We start from the raw sequence: 15,980 nt of genomic DNA, 5'->3' as shown, positions 1-15,980 counted from the left end.
AACTTTTCCTTTTCTACGATCGCCTGCCAAAAGTCGGTTTTATTTTGCCGGTTCGAGCGCCGATTCGGGAGCGTCAGCCACCATTCTTCGACGAGAAAATAGCGAGATCAAAGCCGGCAAGACAACGAGAATGACGAGTGGAGCAACCGTCATTCCGCCGACCACCACGACCGCCAGCGGTTTCTGCACCTGCGATCCGATCCCGGTGGACAGGGCGGCGGGCAGCAGGCCGATCCCCGCTATCACGCAGGTCATCAGGACCGGGCGCATTTGCGCTTCGCCGGCCCGTATGATCGCATCGATGCGCTGCAGGCCGGAATCGATGAACTGGTTGTACTGAGACAGGATCAGGATGCCGTTCATCACGGAAATGCCGAACAGCGCGATGAAGCCGATAGCCGCCGAAACGCTGAACGGAATCCGCGCCAGAAACAGCGCAAAGACGCCGCCGATCACGGCCATCGGAATGACGCTCAGTGCAAGCAGGGTATCGCGCACGGAGGTGAAATTGATCCAGAGCAGCAGGCCGATAATCGCGAGGCTCAGCGGCACGACGACCTGCAGCCGCCCGATCGCATCCTGCAGATTGCGGAATTCGCCGACCCACTGCAGTTGGGTGCCGGGCGGTAATTGCACTTCCTGTGCGATGCGCTGCTGAGCTTCCTCGATGGTGCTGCCGAGATCGCGGTCGCGAACGCTGAACTTGATTGGCAGATAGCGCTGCTGCTGTTCCCTATAGATGTATGAAGGGCCGCTCACGAGCTGGATGCGCGCGACCTCGCTCAAGGGAATCTGCGTGATTCCTTTCGGGCCGGATGCGCCGATCGTCAGCTTGCTGATGGCTTCCGCGCTCTGGCGATATTGCGGGGCGAGACGGACCACGATCGGGAAGTGTCGATCGCTTCCCGGCTCATAGACGTCGCCCGCGGATTCGCCGCCGACAGCGGTCCGGATCGTCGAATTGATATCGCCGGGCGACAACCCGTAGCGTGCTGCGCGCTCGCGGTCAATATCGATCTGGATGGTTGGCTGGCCGAGCGATGTGAAGACGCCAAGGTCCGTTATTCCCGGCACGGTGGCGAGCACCGCCTTGATCTTGTCGGCCGTATCCGTCAGTTCCTGCAAGTCATTGCCGAACACCTTGATGGAGTTTTCGCCTTTAACGCCTGACACCTGCTCGGCGACGTTGTCCTGCAGGTACTGCGAGAAATTGAACTCGATCCCCGGAAATTCAGTCTCAAGCCGCGCCTGGATTTCTTCCGTCAGCTTTTCCTTGTTCAATCCGGCGCGCCATTGGCTGATCGGCTTCAGCGGCGTGAAGAACTCCACATTGAAAAAGCCGGCTGCATCCGTGCCGTCGTCCGGGCGACCGTGCTGGGTGACGACCGTTTCCACCTCGGGAAAGCTGCGGATCACCCGACGCATGCGGTTCGCATAGCCATTGCCTTCCTGAAGCGAGATCGTCGCCGGCATGGTGGCCCGTATCCACAGATTGCCTTCCTCCAGCTTGGGAAGAAACTCCAGCCCCAGGAAATGGATCGCAGCGCCTGCCAGAATAAAAACCCCCAGCGCCAGAATGGCCGTCAGCCTTCGGTTTGCGACGGCGAGTTGCAGAACCGGACTGTAAAAGCGATGAAGCGTCCGAACCAGCCACGTCTCGGTTTCTTCGACATGCTCGGGCAGCAGAAGTGCGCTGAGCGCAGGCGTAACCGTGAACGTGGCGATCAATCCTCCGGCGATGGCATATGCATAGGTCTTCGCCATGGGGCCGAAGATATGCCCTTCCACGCCGCTCATGGTGAAAAGCGGAATAAACCCGGCGATGATGATTCCGGTCGCGAACAGGATCGAACGATTGACGCTGATAGCCGCGGTATAAATGGCGAGCAGCCTTCCGCTGAATCCGGCCTCGCTTTCTACCGAGGAACGAGCGGGCACGTCTTGTCCGAGCTGCCGGAATATCCGCTCCACCATGATGACTGTCGCATCGACGATCAGGCCGAAATCGATGGCGCCGACGGACAAGAGGTTGGCGGATTCTCCGCGCAGAACCATGACGCCGACGGCGAAAAACAGCGCGAACGGGATCGTCGCGCCGACGATCAGGGCGCTGCGAAGATTGCCGAGAAACACCCATTGCAATGCGAAGATCAGCAGAATGCCGACCAGCATATTGTGCAGGACAGTATGGGTGGTCGTGTCGATCAGATCCTGACGGTCGTAGATGCGCTCGATCCGAACGCCCGGCGGCAAAATGCCTGACGTGTTGATGCGCTCGACCTCCGCCTTTACCCGCTCGATCGTCGGGGTGCTTTGCTGGCCACGGCGCATCAGAACGATGCCTTCGACGATATCGTCGTCATTGTCCTGGCCTGCAATGCCGAGGCGGGGTTGGTGGCCGACGATTACCGTGGCGACATCGCCGATCAGCACCGGATTGCCGCCCGCCTGAGTCAACATCGTATTCCTGATGTCGTCGACCGACCGGATCAGGCCGACACCACGAACGACGGCCGATTGCGTACCGAGATTGACGATGTTTCCGCCGACATTCAGGTTGCTGCTTCGCAACGTCTGCAGCAATTGCGACAGCGTGAGATTGTGGGCGATGAGCTTGTCGAGATCGACCTGCAGCTCGAAGGTTTTGGTCTTTCCGCCCCAGCCGACGACATCCACGATGCCTGGAACGGCGCGGAAGCGGCGCTGCAAAACCCAGTCCTGCAAAGTCTTCAGGTCGAGCACGCTATAGCCGGGTGGGCCGACCAGTCTGTAACGATATATTTCGCCGATGGGACTGACCGGGCTGATGGTGGGTTGAACACCGTCCGGCAATCCGGAGAGTTGCGCCAGGCGGTTGAGGACCTGCTGAAGAGCCTCGTCATAAGTGAAATCATAGGTGAACTGCAGTTTGACGTCCGACAGTCCGTAAAGGGAGATGGTTCGCATCACCCCGAGGTTCGGCACGCCGGAAAGCTGCGTCTCGATCGGGATCGTGATGTAGCGCTCGATTTCTTCGGCCGAAAGTCCCGCGCTTTGAGTGATGACATCCACCATGGGCGGAACGGGATCGGGATAGGCCTCGATGTTCAGGACTTTGAACGCAGCAAGACCGCCGGCCAGCGTCATGACGAACACGACCAGCATCAGAACGCGCTGCCTCAATGCAAACGCGACGATCAGATCGATCATTGCGAACTGCCCGTATTCATCAAGTTTGTTTGGCGGTGGTCATCCGGTCAATGAACAGACTGCCCCGCGTGACGATCTTCTCGCCCGCGTGGAGTCCGTCCAGGACCTGGATCATCCGTTCGCTCGACTGACCGAGCTTGATCTGGCGCAATTCGACGGAGTGGTCGTCGCCGACGACCCAGACGCGCGCATTGTTTCCTTCATAAATCACGGCATCGAGTGGCACGGCCGGCGTCGGTCTCCCGTCACTGGTGACGATGGTGACGCTCGCAAACATCTCGGGCTTGAGCAGCCCGTCGGCATTGTCGACGCTGGCGCGGACCAGTAGCCGGCGGCTGTCCGGATCGATTCCCGGCGCAACGTAGTCGATCCGCGTCTCGAACATGCGGTCCGGCTGGGTCAGCACCTTGAACATCAGCCGCTCGCCGATTCTTACCTTGGCGACGTCGGTCTCCCGCACATAGGCCGCGATCCAGACTTTCGAGGTGTCTCCGATCAGGAACACCGGATCGCTGTCGCCCGCTCCGGCGCTGACATACTGTCCGGGGCCGATTTTGCGTTGCAGAACGGTCCCGGCCAGCGGCGCGTATACCGGAGCATCGGGCGTGAGCGCGCCGGTTTTCTCGAACGCTTCGATTTCCGCATCGGTTTTGCCGACCAGTCGCAGCCGGTTGCGCGCGGCCTGAAGGGCGATCTCCGCCGAACGGGAATCGTTCTCCGCGGCGGTGAGATTGGCCTGAGCCTCTTGCCATTCCCGTTGCGAGGCTGCCCTGTCCTTGGCCAGCGTCGACATCCGTCGCTCGACGATCTGCGCAAGGTTCGTCTGGGAAACCGCCTTGTTCCGGGTCGTCAGGGCGACAACGAAGTCCCTCTGTGCGTCAACGGAGTCCGCCGCTGCGATCACAAAGAGAAGCTGGCCTTTCTGAACGTCATCGCCGGGCGCGACCATCAATTTCGTCACCCGGCCCGCGTATGGCGCGAAGATACGGGTCGACAGGTTCTGATCGATTGCGATCTTTCCTTCGGTACGGAATTCCGAACGGAACGCCTGTTGCTCGACGGGCTGCACCGTCACGGTGCTCCACTGCGATGCGGTAAGGCGCAGCTTTCCGTCGGCCGGCTTGATTTCGCTGTCCAGCGCTGGACTGCGGGCGGCGCTGCCACGGTCGACCTTCAGAACGATCGCCGCCGCTGCAATCATGACCAGTACGGTCAACAGGCCGATGATGGTCCGTGGGACCGTCCGCGCCCGCCAGAATGATTCCAGACGAAGCATTGCTTCGCGTCTCCACTTCCTCGTGCTCAGCTTGATATGCCGGGAGGCCGCCTGCCTCCTCAGGATCGACGCCTTCGGTTCAAGACCTTGCCGGCTCAAGCGATTTTGCCGACAAGCATGACGAAACCTCGATCCGATGCACGGCATATCTGCTATAGGAGTTGCATCTTACGTTAGCCTTACAATGCTATTCATGACACGGACCTTACACAGAGCTTACAGCGCGAGATCGCGCAGGGACGGGAAGACGCCGGCATTGGCTGATCCATGGTCCGCCGTGGCATCTGGCAGATCGAGGGGCCCGTCGTATCCATGAGAGTCCTGATCGTGGAGGACAGCGAAGAACTGGCTGATCTTCTGGCGAAGGGTCTGCAGGCGGCTGGCTACGAGATAGATCTTCTGGCCAGCGTGTCGGATGCGTCCAGCGTGCTTGGGACGACCCGTTATGCCGCGCTGATTTTGGATCTGGGCTTGCCGGATGGCGACGGACTTTCAATCCTGCGCGAACTGCGGCATCGCAAGGATCCCATTCCGATTCTCGTACTCACCGCCCGCGGCGGCGTGGAGGATCGGGTCAACGGCCTTCGGAGCGGAGCAGATGACTATCTCGTCAAGCCGTTCGCCTTTGATGAACTGGTGGCGCGGCTCGAAGCGCTCCTCAGGCGTCCGGGACAGTTGCTCGGCAGTTCATTGCGGCTTTCCAACGTGACGTTCGACACCGAGGGCCGACAGGTGTTCGTCGACATGAAACCCCAAAACCTTTCTGCTCGGGAAATCGCGGTACTCGAGCTGCTGTTGCGCCGGAAGGGCAGCGTCGTCTCCAAAAAGCTTCTCGAAGACCAGATCTTCGGCCTTACCGGAGATGTCGCGTCCAATGCCGTCGAGGTCTATGTGCATCGCCTGCGCAAGCAGCTTCTGGATATCGGCGCAAAGGTAAGGATCACAACCGTTCGGGGAGTCGGCTATGTGATGATGGAGAGCGACTAGTGGTCCGGTTCTAACATTTGCATCCCGTTGCGGCAGGGAGTTCTTGCAAATGTTAGAATCAAAGGACCACTAGCAGCTATCAGGTTTCTAGTGGAGTTTTGAATTTGACATTCGCCTGACGGGTTTGCTGCAAAGTGGGTAGCGAATGTCAAATTCACTCCACTAGTGTGGTGGTTCAAATGTTCGCTTCATTTTCTCTGCGAGCGCTTCAAGCGAGTTTCTGAACCTGCACACTAGAATTATAAATTCTCTAGCGCCCTTTCGATCTGAAGTTCGCTCCGGAGGGCGCTGCATAATGAGGCGAACTTCAGATTCAGGGCACTAGGTGGCGCTGCGAAAATCCATCCTGTCGCGCATCGTCGCTCTTCATGTCGTGGCGGTGATTGTTGCGGCGGTTCTTTTGCGATCCGTGCTGCACTGGTCGCTGGCATCGGATGTCGCAACGCTTCAGTTGAACACGATGGCGGCTCAGATCGAGATCTTTGCCCGCCATCTGAAGCTGGAATCGGCGGGAGGATGGTCGCTGCATCTGCCAGACGGCGTGCGCGATCAATATTCCGACGCTTACGATCGCTACAGCTATGCGATCATCGACGACGCGGGCAGGGTGATCTTTTCATCACACGCGAGCAAGCAACCGCTCTTTGCCATCGATCCGAACGCGACCGGGATCGTGCCGTACAGGGCGCGAACCCCGGGTGGCGCAAGGACCATCGCGGGAGCCAGCGCCCGCAAGGATATTGACGGCCACTCCGTCTGGATCCAGGTCGCGGAGAAGTTGTCGCATCGCGACGTGATCGTCGACGATGTTCTCGCCAATTTTCTACAGCAGGTGGTCTGGATCATCGTTCCCGTCCTGCTTCTCCTGCTCGGCGCCGACATTGTCATTTTCCGCTTGGCGATCCGGCCGCTCCACAAGGCCTCGGATCGTGCCAAGCACATCAGTCCGACGCGCCTCGATGTCCGCTTGCCGACCGACGACATGCCCCCCGAGATTCTGCCTCTCGTGAAAGCCGTCAATCAGGCTCTCGATCGGCTGGAGCTTGGTTTCCGCAGCCAGCGTGAGTTTGCCGCCGACGCGGCGCATGAACTGCGGACGCCGCTCGCGATTCTTCGCACGAGAATTGAAACTCTCCCGCACAGCGAGGCGAGCCGCGCCCTGGGACGCGATGTCGAGAACATGAGCAGGGTCGTGGGTCAGTTGCTCGATGCGACGGAACTTGAGACGGCGATTGTGGATCCGGAGAGTATCGCAGATCTTCATGAGGTTTGTATCGAGGTCGCGGAGTTCATCGCGCCATTGGCATTGAAGCGCGGAAAAAGCATCGAGCTGACGTGTACGGATGAGTCGATCCTGGTGAAAGGCAACGCGGAGATGATCCGGCGCGCGACGCGGAATCTCGTTGAGAACGCTCTTCACCATACTCCCGAAGGCACCGCCATTGAAATCGTTGTCGGAACCGACGGATCGATCAGCGTGATCGACAATGGCGACGGGGTTCCGCTGGAGAACCGTGAATCGATTTTCAAGCGCTTCTGGCGACGAGCCGCACGTGCGAGCGGAGGCGCGGGGCTGGGATTATCTATCGTCAAGAAGATCATGGAAGCTCATTCCGGAAGCATTGCTGTCGAGGACGGCCCCGGCGGTGGCGCCAGATTCATCATGCGTTTCCATCTCGCGACGGCGCAAATGCCCCGCTTGCATGGCTAGGCTATTTGGGTTCCGGATCGACCAGTCCGGCGGATGGCGAGTCATACCGTCCGGCCTCATGGAGCAGCACGGCGTTCCCAAGCGCGCGGGCCGCATTCAATACTTCTTTCTGGAATGCGACATCGTCATCCAACGCCTGATGCGACGTTGCGTAAGGCTCCATATAGCCGATAAATCCGTCCAGTTCGGCGACACGGCCTGCCGCGATCAGCGACATATCGGTGAGCCAATCGGACAACGCACGGCGCAGCATTTCGGCACCCGCGCTGTCGCCGTGGACAACGACCGAGAAATGGCGGCCGGCAAGATGTCGCGGATAAGGCCATTCCCGCAACTCGAGTGCCTTCGCTTCCGCCACGGTCTTGCCGTGGGTCGACGAAGGGTCGGGATTGCCGCCATCCGCGCAGACCAGCCTGTCGATCATCGCTTTCAGAGCGGTCGGTGCCTGATACCAATGAACCGGCGTGACGATCATGATTCCGTGCGCCGCGACCCAAAGCGGGTAGATCTCGTTCATCATGTCGTCGGTCTGGCCGAGGGCATAGTTGGGATAGCAACTGCATGGCCAATGGCACAAGGCCATGGACGTCGAAACACAGGCTTTGCAGGGGTGAATAGTCTTGCCGAATTCGGAGACGAGGCGACTGAGATTGAGGATGTCGACCGCCAACCCCATTTCGCGGAAGATTGGAGCGGCGAGCTCGACCATCCGCCAGGTTTTCGACATCTCACCGGGGCATGTATGCTCGCTGCGCGGCGAACCGTTGATGAGCAGGATGCGTGGCGGCCGGCTGGAATCTTCGTGCTGCGACTGTGCTTTTCGGATTGCGTCCCGTGCAGCCAGCCAGTCGTTCGCGATCGGGTAATCCGGGTCGGCAAAGCCGGGGCCGGCTTTGCGCGTCAGCGGAGCCTTGCGTGAATGGCGATAGCCATCCCACGCGGCATCGATAATGGACTGCAGGGAGGGACTGAGGTCTGCGAAGGCCGGATCGCGAAAGCGGGCGCGGAACCGTCGCTCAAATTCTTCCTTCGTCAATTGGATGGATGGCATTCCCTTGCGGATGTCGGCCGTCATTGGCGGTCCAGCTTAAGCGGCGCGATGTTGGGCAGTCATGATCCGGCCGAAGCAGCCGTTGTTCTCGCCGATCAATCATCAACTCGGCGATAGCGAACGGGTTCCTTCCGCGAGCCGTGCGTGCCGGGCGCTCAGGGTGCTATATTCCACTCGTAGTCATAATTCGTCTTCACCGACTCCCGGCCATCGTACCGGTCGATGCGGTAGAGCGCCCGGGACGGCAATTCCGCGATGTGCAGCTTCGCGCATATGCCGTTTGCTGCGTCGCCAAGCTCTTCGACGACCTGCACGAGGGCCGGATCGGCGCGATCTATGTCATTCACATTGAAAGCGTTGCGATCCGAGGGGGCGTCGGATGTGTAGTAATAGATGGGAAAGGCATCATTGGCCTCCTCAGGCGAGGCGAGGGGAATCTTCGCATCGCGAAGTTGAATGATTCCGTTCTCATCCCGTTTGTCTGTGAAGGCGAACAGCTTCGCGCCCTTGATTTCAGCATATCGCATGACGCCGCGATAGCTGAGGCCAAATCCACCAAGGCAGTCGTTGTAGACAATCTTGGGCATATTCAACTCTTCAGGTCAGACGACTCATCGAACTCAATTCCAACCCGAAGTTCCTTGCGCCATACCAGGTGACACTTGCGGGTAGAGTTGCCTTTGATGTGGAGGCTGAATCGATCCGGAATTCCAACCGGACTTGCGACGTCGAGCGTCGCGCCTTTTTCGGAGAGGTTCCGGACCGTGCAATCGATCGCGCCGCCACGGAACTCGATCGAGGCGCCCTTGAACGTCCGGTATCGCAGTGCTTTTCGCCGCTCCAGCAAGATGATCTCCCGTAACAGAAACCGGCAGGAACGTGTTCACGGGCGATTAAGCGAGCAGAAAAAGGCTGGAGTTGGACAGGGCCATCCAGCAATGCGGGGATCGATAATGCAACGTATGGGAATCACACCCGGAGACGTTCGCGGCGGCGGGCCGTCATCTGGCCAGCGCGGCGTACTATTCCAGCGCTGGGACGACGGGCCAGCCAGACGGCTTCAGGTTCCTCAGGGTACGAGCCAGGGCGCCGGCGCGCCATTAATCCTGCTGGAGGGCATCATACGCGTGAGCAAAGAACACGGCGGCGCTGACAAGCAGCAACGCGACGATTGTGGCTTCTATCATGACGCTTCCCATTACGCTTTTTGGGATGATAGCTCACCGAATGTTTCAACTGGGTTTCGCGGGCCAGGCAAAGTGGTTTCATTGCTACCAGTTTATTACCGGCACCTTCCCATATCCGCCGAAAAAGAAACGGGCCGTCAAATAGGACGGCCCTGCCGGTTTTTGGCATCGAATTGATAGGAGAAAGAATGTAACGCCGGTCACCAATATGTCCGCGGCGCATCGAAAAGGTTCATGCCGAATAAACAAAAAAGCGGCTCCTTAGGCTCTCCCCGGCCTCCGGTTCATCTCGGTCTCGATTTCGCCGATGGCCTGCCGTAAAGCGAAGAGCGCCAGCTCGTCGACCTCGAAGGCGATGGAGCCAAGTTCTGCCGTCGCCAGCTCAATGGCGTAGCGACCGTCCGGCCGGATCAACGGACGTGAAGCGGTCACGGTGACAACGCTCAATTTGTCGGGGTTGTTCATGACGTCCATTGGAAGCTTTCGCATGAAAAGACTGGTAGCCTGCGGGCGACGCGCTGGGGGATCATGCCCTTTTCCTGGGCAGGGAGTCGAGAGGAGATCGCCGAGGAAACGGCCAATCTCGCTTGAGGCTCAACGCACCGTCAATTAAGCCGTGATGGATCGTAGGTGAGGGGCTGTCCGGAAGAACAGGCGAGAAGATCGTAACCTCGCTCAGTAACGATAACGGTAATTTCCTTCGCAGGGCTATCGACCCGCGAAATTTCAGAATTCTTTCATCGTTACGAAAAGCTTGAAAGCGGGACAACCTGGCGTCGAAGCGGACCTGAGATAGGGGAGACGAAGGTTTTGTAAAATTTCCGGTCGGCCTCAAGAATTGTGGCCGAGCCCGGGCTCGCGCAAATTCTTCGCCTTCCGGGGGCAAATATCAAAATATACGGGAGTTGCTGAAACAATTTCGGAAGGAAGCGCATCGCTTCTTTCGCGATCGCCGGGACAAGGCCGCGTACCCCGCGCAACTATCGCGAAGACTATTCCCCACAACCGGTATCGCTTTCGCGAAGCGGCCCGGCCAAGACCCGGTTGGGCCGAAGCCCAACCGCTGTCTTTGCGTTGCGTAGCCTGGCGAGAGCCTATGGTCCTCTCGCCGGGTCGGTGTGGAAGCCGACGCCGACCGCGCCCCTGCGGATCGGGTAGTTGTGCGAGACCGGATCGAGTTGCGGGAACAGCGCGTCGACCGCCGTCTCTCGCTCCATCGGCGGAACCACGAAGCGCTCCTCGAAGGTCGGCATCGACGTCAGCCGCCAGATCGCCTCCACCTCGGCCGCGGTGGTCTGGCCTTCGGCAAGCGCCCGCTGCACCTCCTCATCCGGGATGTCCTTCACCTTCTTCGAGCGCATGTACACGCGCACCGCGACCAGCTTCTTGTAGACGCCCTTGATGATCTCCTCGTTGCCGCCCGCCAGCAAGCTCGCCATGTAGCGCAGCGACACGCGCGACCGCTCCAGCGAGCTCATCAACGGACCCAGCCTCGATTCAGAGGCGATGTTGTCGTACACGCCGTTCTCCACCTTGGCCAGAACCGGCCCCAGCGGCGGCACGTAGAACAGCATCGGCAGCGTGCGGAACTCCGGATGCAGCGGCAGCGCGATGCCCCACTTCTTCACGAACTGGTACACCGGGGACTGTTGTGCTGCAGCGATTTTCGCATCGGGGATGCCGTTGGCCCTGGCAGCCGCGATGATCTCCGGATTGAACGGATCCTTGATGATGTTGCGCTGCGCCATCACCAGCTGGTCCTGCGACGCCTTCGCCGTCTCCTCGATCGCGTCCGCATCGTAAAGCACCAGGCCGATATAGCGGATACGGCCCACGCAGGAGTGGAAGCAGGCGGGCGGCTGACCGCTCTCCAGACGCGGATAGCACAGGATGCACTTCTCGGCCTTGCCGGTCGACCAGTTGAAGTAGGTCTTCTTGTACGGGCAGCCCGAGACGCACATGCGCCAGGCGCGGCAGCGCTCCTGGCTCACCAGCACCACGCCGTCCTCGCCACGCTTGTAGAGCGCGCCCTGCGGGCAGGCCGCGACGCAGCCTGGATTGAGGCAGTGGTTGCAGATGCGCGGCAGATAGAAGAACACCGTGCTGTTGATCTCGTTGATCTGGCGCATCTCCTCTTCGGAGGCGCCGTCGAGGTTCGGGTCGTTGTTCGCATAGACCTGCGAACCGCCGAGGTCGTCGTCCCAGTTCGGGCCCGCCTCGATCGTGTCCATGTACTTGCCCGTCACCATCGAGATCGCGCGCGCGGTCGGCTGCTCGTCGGCCAGAGGCGCATTGATCAGGTTCTGGTAATCGTAGGTCCAGGGCTCGAAGTAATCGTCGAGCGTCGGCAGATAGGGGTTGTAGAAGATGTTGGTGAGCGTGCCCCACTTGCCCTGCAGCCGCAGCCGCAGGTTCTTCTGACGCTCTCCGTCGACGACCCAGCCGCCGCGGTATTTGGTCTGGTCTTCCCAACGCGTCGGATAGCCGGTGCCCGGCTTCGTCTCCACGTTGTTCCAGTACATGTACTCGGTGCCCTTGCGATCGGTCCAGATGTTCTTGCACGCGATGCTGCAGGTATGACAGCCGATGCACTTATCCAGGTGAAAGACCATCGAAACTTGAGCTCGAATGTCCATGTGTATACTCCTTCGCGTCCTTTGTTTCTTTGTTCCCGTACCTTATGTTCGTTGGCTCTTTAATGATGTTATGCTTTTTCTTGATTTTGTCTCTGGGACCTTTCGTCCTTGGGTTTGCCACCGCTTCAAACTTTGCTGATCGCAGTGGGCCACGCGCCTAATGTGACAAGTTCCATTGCTACGCGGAGTTTGTCGGGGGTGTCGGCGATTATGTTTCTCACGCGGACCGCCTCACGCGGGTCTGCGCATTTCGGCCCTAACCTCAGGCTCCACACTTCGTTCCTTTGGTTCCATCGAACCGCAATCACTTTTTTGGGAGATGCGCTAAGGCGGTTTCGAGACCAGCAGTATTCAGTGCAAACGACATCCTTTCCGAGCGTACGATTTAAATTTCGCGCGCACCGATAGCACTCGGAGGGCGAGTAATGATCCGAGTTCGTTGGTGTCGCGTTCTGGCCGCATCGGGCCTTGACAAGGCGCTCCGACATTTTGCTGCGCAAACTGGGCATGGACTCCGAAACTGACCAGGACAAAACTGACTAGGACAAAAGAGGATCCATTTCCCGACGCCGGCTGCTGCGTTTTCTCCGGCGAACAGGTCCCGGCACACAAGCTCACCTATAATTCGAACGCCGGCCGGCAGGCGATCTTGCCGTGCTAGGTGACGGTTTCGAATTTGCCGGCGCAAGAAAATTGACATGGTGATGGGGCCTGTTGAAGTCCCCGAGCAGGCAACCGGGCATCCGGCCGATGCCTCCCATGCCACTTATTGGTCTGCGCGGCTGTATTCTCTCAGATCGGACTCGATGGGGTATCGTCTTGCACGCCGCACGCGCAACCACTTGCCGCCTTGTGTGCCAGTTGCACTTGCCGTGGGGCGATGACGATGAACTCACGCCGCGTTTCTCTGCTTAGGCAAGTGCCGAAGCTTGCGTCAGCCAGCAGTTTGTCAGGTTGAAATCCCACAACACCAGGCATCCGGTGCGCTTGAAATCCGGCATGCCGCTATCGACGCCGACGGTGATGCCGCGGCGAAATTCTTGTGCCAATTGCAGATGTGAGCCATGGCAACGGCGCTGCCGAAGCCGTCGATCGGGTGTCCACGTGAAATCTGATGGATTCACCCTCGAACAGGATCATGCCCACCGACCAGACCCTGCTGTCGTGGTATGCATGGTCGGGTATGACCCCCGATGTCGGCCGTTGCGGGGTGCCGTGGTCCATCGGTATTCACACAAACAGGTGACCTCCCTTCGGAGCCGGATACACTTGCTAAAGACGCCGGACAAGTTCATCTTTTTCCGGTAGATCTTGGCTACGCGATTTGCCGCCGGCGGACCCCCGATGCGATTGACAAGTTTTTTCGACTACACCCTTCGCTTGCTGATGTATGCGGCCACCCACAGTGACCGGTTGATTACCATCGAAGAGACAGCGGGCGTCTACGGCATTTCACGGACCCATCTCATGAAGGTCGCAAATCAGCTCACGCGCGCGGGCTATCTCAAAGCCGTGCGCGGCAGGTCGGGCGGACTGATGCTTGCCAAGCAGCCGAACCGGATCAAGCTCGGCGATGTCCTGTGCGCGACCGAGCCGGATTTTGCGCTTGTGGAGTGCTTTTCAGCCAACAACCGCTGTCCGATCTCGGCGCGCTGCCGGCTTCGCTCACCCTTGAGGGAGGCGCTCGCCGCATTCACATCGACGCTCGATCGCTATACCCTCGCCGATCTGATCCTCAATCCGAGAGACTTCGGGATTCCGCCGGCGGCATGACGTGACCGCGGTGAGGCGTTGTTCGTTGATATGACAAACAACTGCTGCATGACGACTTGACTCTGCAGCCCGTTGAGCCCGTCCACAGTCCGCTGTTGCCGCTACATTGCGTTCGCCGGTGAATTTTGTTGTTCACCGATTTTATGGACTGTACAAACATACATTTCATGTGCATGTTATCCGTGAATTCGATTATTCGCGGCGCGGGGGCATGAGGGAAGTACCTACAACTCAGAAGCAGCGTTCCAGGCGTTGGTCAAAGCTTTATCTTGCTTCCTCCGTCGCAGGAGCCGCGGCCGGCATAGCGGGCGCGATCTGGTTCACGCATTTGCCGCCGCTGACGACTCACCACGTCACCGTATCGCTGAATAGCGCGGCTACTTCGCTGCCGGTGCCGCTGGAAGGCCTGTCCGATCTGCCGAAACTGATAGCTGCGAAGGATGCAGGCCAATCCTGGGCGATCGCGGGAGGCGCATTGCTGCAGGTTGGACTTGCCCGCTTCAGCGTTCCGATGCTCGAGCAGGCGATCAAGCGTGATCCGGACAATAGCGTGCTTCACGTTGCTTTGGGGGAAGCGCTCGCGCTGGCGGACAAAGGTCTGATCTCGGATCGCGCCAAGGCGGAATTTGAGTTCGCGCTCCGGAATGATCCCAACGATCTGATCGCGCGATTCTACATGGGGCTTTGGTTGCTGCAGAACGGCAAGGCAAAGCCGGCGTTGGTCAAGTGGGTGGGTTTGATGCGGACGGTGGGAAGCGACCAGACCTGGAATGACAGGCTATGGATGGTGATGCCGACGGCTGCGGAGGAGGTCGGCATCAATCAACTTACGCTGCAAGCTCTCTGTGCCTCGGGAATGTAGGTTGTCCCACGCGCGAGCGATCTCGGTGAAAAAGATGAATTTTATATATTGCTTTATGGTTCCGAAGATGGCACGAAGTTCTCAGATTTGTTGGCTTGGTTTGTGCGTCATGATCACCAGGACTGTTCAACATCCCCGGCGGCAGCACAACTGGATGCCTGACGGATAAGAATGCCACCCGCCTCGAAGGGCCTCTGATAGAGGCCTATCAAAAAACATCAATTCAAAATGCATGTTATACCCATGATCCTGCAACCCTGTCTGCTGCGCGCACGCCTCGTCAAATTCACCTTTGCCGCAAGTGCGGTCTTATGCGTCGTCGGTCCGCCGATGGCCTCGGCGGAGACCCGCCATTTTTCGATGACTATCGACGATACGATCATCAAGCTGGTCGATAAACAGACTTTCCACACGTTCTCTTTCAACGGCCAGACTCCGGGTCCGCTGATTCATGTGCAGGAGGGCGATGATGTCGAGATCGATGTCGACAACCAGACGACGTTGCCGCACACGATTCATTGGCACGGGATGTTTCAGCGCGGCACGTGGAAGAACGACGGCGTTCCCGACACGACGCAACCGGCAATTCCGCCAGGCGAAACCTTTACCTATCGCTTCAAGGCCGAGCCGTCCGGCACCATGTGGTACCACTGTCATGTCAACGTCAACGAGCATGTCGCGATGCGGGGCATGTGGGGGCCGTTGATCGTCGATCCGAAAGATCCGCCGCCGGCCGAAAAGGAAGTCACAAAAGACTACATCATGATGTTTTCCAGCTGGGCGTCCGCCTGGGCGAAGAAGCCCGGCTACGGCGGCGTTCCCGGTGACGTGCCGGATTTCTTTACCGTCAACGCCAAGTCCTTTCCCGACACCCAGCCGCTGCGGATCAAGCAGGGCGATGTCGTCCGCATCCGCCTGATCGGCGCCGGCGATGAGATGCATTCCATCCATATCCACGGCCATGACTTCGAGGTCTACGCCAAGGACGGCCGTCCGCTCGCCAATCCCTACCTCGCCGACACCATCCTGTTCGGACCAGGTGAGCGCTACGACCTGATCCTGCGCGCCGACAATCCCGGCATCTGGATGGTGCACGATCACATCGACAAGCACACGGTGAACGGCAGCAAGCCTATGGGCGGCATGATGACGACCATCGAATACGAGGAAATCCCGGTGAAGGACCAGGCTTTCTACAAATGGAAAAACAAAGAGTTCGTACCCGATTTTTATTACGAGGAGTCGATGAAAAAGCCGTTCGGCATGTACGACAACCCTGCCTTCAAAGGCGATCCCGCGCCCTAGTGC

At 59.1% G+C, this 15,980-nt stretch carries 12 protein-coding genes; 5 read left to right on the top strand and 7 right to left on the bottom strand.

Translation table 11 applies throughout. The annotated features are described in order from the left end of the window. Positions 1 to 39: 39 nt before the first annotated feature. Complete coding sequence (locus ACS3WB_RS11760; RefSeq protein WP_438275744.1) at positions 40 to 3,189, bottom strand: efflux RND transporter permease subunit; 3,150 nt, start codon at positions 3,187 to 3,189, stop codon at positions 40 to 42. A gap of 19 nt (positions 3,190 to 3,208) precedes the next feature. Next, complete coding sequence (locus tag ACS3WB_RS11755; RefSeq protein WP_438275743.1) at positions 3,209 to 4,465, bottom strand: efflux RND transporter periplasmic adaptor subunit; 1,257 nt, start codon at positions 4,463 to 4,465, stop codon at positions 3,209 to 3,211. 312 nt (positions 4,466 to 4,777) lie between these two features. Between ACS3WB_RS11755 and ACS3WB_RS11750 the strand changes: the two genes are divergently transcribed. Together ACS3WB_RS11750 and ACS3WB_RS11745 are read left to right on the top strand one after the other, a co-directional pair. Continuing rightward, positions 4,778 to 5,452: a response regulator gene (locus ACS3WB_RS11750; protein ID WP_438275742.1), complete on the top strand. Its 675-nt coding sequence runs from the start codon at positions 4,778 to 4,780 to the stop codon at positions 5,450 to 5,452. Between the two features lie 325 nt (positions 5,453 to 5,777). Further along, positions 5,778 to 7,163, top strand: a complete 1,386-nt coding sequence (locus ACS3WB_RS11745; RefSeq protein ID WP_438275741.1) for an ATP-binding protein — start codon at positions 5,778 to 5,780, stop codon at positions 7,161 to 7,163. A gap of 1 nt (position 7,164) precedes the next feature. On the opposite strand, the gene ACS3WB_RS11740 is transcribed toward ACS3WB_RS11745, so the two are convergent. The 5 genes from ACS3WB_RS11740 to narH form a co-directional block, all read right to left on the bottom strand. Next, a complete protein-coding gene (locus ACS3WB_RS11740) occupies positions 7,165 to 8,238 on the bottom strand; it encodes a flavodoxin family protein (RefSeq protein WP_438275740.1) in 1,074 nt (357 codons plus the stop codon). Positions 8,239 to 8,369: 131 nt separating this feature from the next. Continuing rightward, on the bottom strand, positions 8,370 to 8,801 hold the full coding sequence (locus tag ACS3WB_RS11735) for a hypothetical protein (protein WP_438275739.1): 432 nt from the start codon (positions 8,799 to 8,801) through the stop codon (positions 8,370 to 8,372). Positions 8,802 to 8,803: 2 nt separating this feature from the next. Next, positions 8,804 to 9,061 carry a PilZ domain-containing protein gene (locus tag ACS3WB_RS11730; protein ID WP_438275738.1) on the bottom strand — a complete coding sequence of 86 codons (258 nt, stop codon included), beginning with the start codon at positions 9,059 to 9,061 and terminating at the stop codon, positions 8,804 to 8,806. Positions 9,062 to 9,662: 601 nt separating this feature from the next. Continuing rightward, the gene (locus ACS3WB_RS11725) at positions 9,663 to 9,875 is read right to left on the bottom strand and encodes a hypothetical protein (RefSeq protein ID WP_438275737.1); all 213 of its coding nucleotides are present in this window, start codon (positions 9,873 to 9,875) and stop codon (positions 9,663 to 9,665) included. A gap of 620 nt (positions 9,876 to 10,495) precedes the next feature. Continuing rightward, positions 10,496 to 12,037, bottom strand: a complete 1,542-nt coding sequence (gene narH / locus ACS3WB_RS11720) for a nitrate reductase subunit beta (protein ID WP_438275736.1) — start codon at positions 12,035 to 12,037, stop codon at positions 10,496 to 10,498. A gap of 1,344 nt (positions 12,038 to 13,381) precedes the next feature. On the opposite strand from narH, the gene ACS3WB_RS11715 reads away from it, so the two are divergent. The 3 genes from ACS3WB_RS11715 to ACS3WB_RS11705 all read left to right on the top strand — a co-directional run bounded on the left by ACS3WB_RS11715 (position 13,382) and on the right by ACS3WB_RS11705 (position 15,977). After that, entirely contained in the window at positions 13,382 to 13,810 is a 429-nt protein-coding gene (locus tag ACS3WB_RS11715; RefSeq protein WP_438275735.1) for an RrF2 family transcriptional regulator, read from the top strand. 211 nt (positions 13,811 to 14,021) lie between these two features. Next, a complete protein-coding gene (locus ACS3WB_RS11710; protein ID WP_438275734.1) occupies positions 14,022 to 14,672 on the top strand; it encodes a tetratricopeptide repeat protein in 651 nt (216 codons plus the stop codon). A gap of 228 nt (positions 14,673 to 14,900) precedes the next feature. Continuing rightward, a complete protein-coding gene (locus ACS3WB_RS11705; RefSeq protein WP_438275733.1) occupies positions 14,901 to 15,977 on the top strand; it encodes a multicopper oxidase domain-containing protein in 1,077 nt (358 codons plus the stop codon). The last annotated feature ends 3 nt before the right edge of the window (positions 15,978 to 15,980 follow it).

Source organism: Nitrobacter sp. (assembly GCF_051535215.1).
Classification (GTDB): Bacteria; Pseudomonadota; Alphaproteobacteria; order Rhizobiales; family Xanthobacteraceae; genus Nitrobacter.
The sequence above is the reverse complement of the archived record's forward strand: the minus strand, read 5'-3'. Positions and strand labels throughout refer to the sequence as shown.

Coding starts and splice junctions, on each gene's coding strand:
- ACS3WB_RS11715 (WP_438275735.1), top strand. CDS start 13,382: ATGCGATTGACAAGTTTTTTCGACTACACCCTTCGCTTGCTGATGTAT.
- ACS3WB_RS11710 (WP_438275734.1), top strand. CDS start 14,022: ATGAGGGAAGTACCTACAACTCAGAAGCAGCGTTCCAGGCGTTGGTCA.
- ACS3WB_RS11735 (WP_438275739.1), bottom strand. CDS start 8,801: ATGCCCAAGATTGTCTACAACGACTGCCTTGGTGGATTTGGCCTCAGC.
- ACS3WB_RS11750 (WP_438275742.1), top strand. CDS start 4,778: ATGAGAGTCCTGATCGTGGAGGACAGCGAAGAACTGGCTGATCTTCTG.
- narH (WP_438275736.1), bottom strand. CDS start 12,037: ATGGACATTCGAGCTCAAGTTTCGATGGTCTTTCACCTGGATAAGTGC.
- ACS3WB_RS11740 (WP_438275740.1), bottom strand. CDS start 8,238: ATGACGGCCGACATCCGCAAGGGAATGCCATCCATCCAATTGACGAAG.
- ACS3WB_RS11705 (WP_438275733.1), top strand. CDS start 14,901: ATGCATGTTATACCCATGATCCTGCAACCCTGTCTGCTGCGCGCACGC.
- ACS3WB_RS11725 (WP_438275737.1), bottom strand. CDS start 9,875: ATGGACGTCATGAACAACCCCGACAAATTGAGCGTTGTCACCGTGACC.
- ACS3WB_RS11755 (WP_438275743.1), bottom strand. CDS start 4,465: ATGCTTCGTCTGGAATCATTCTGGCGGGCGCGGACGGTCCCACGGACC.
- ACS3WB_RS11760 (WP_438275744.1), bottom strand. CDS start 3,189: ATGATCGATCTGATCGTCGCGTTTGCATTGAGGCAGCGCGTTCTGATG.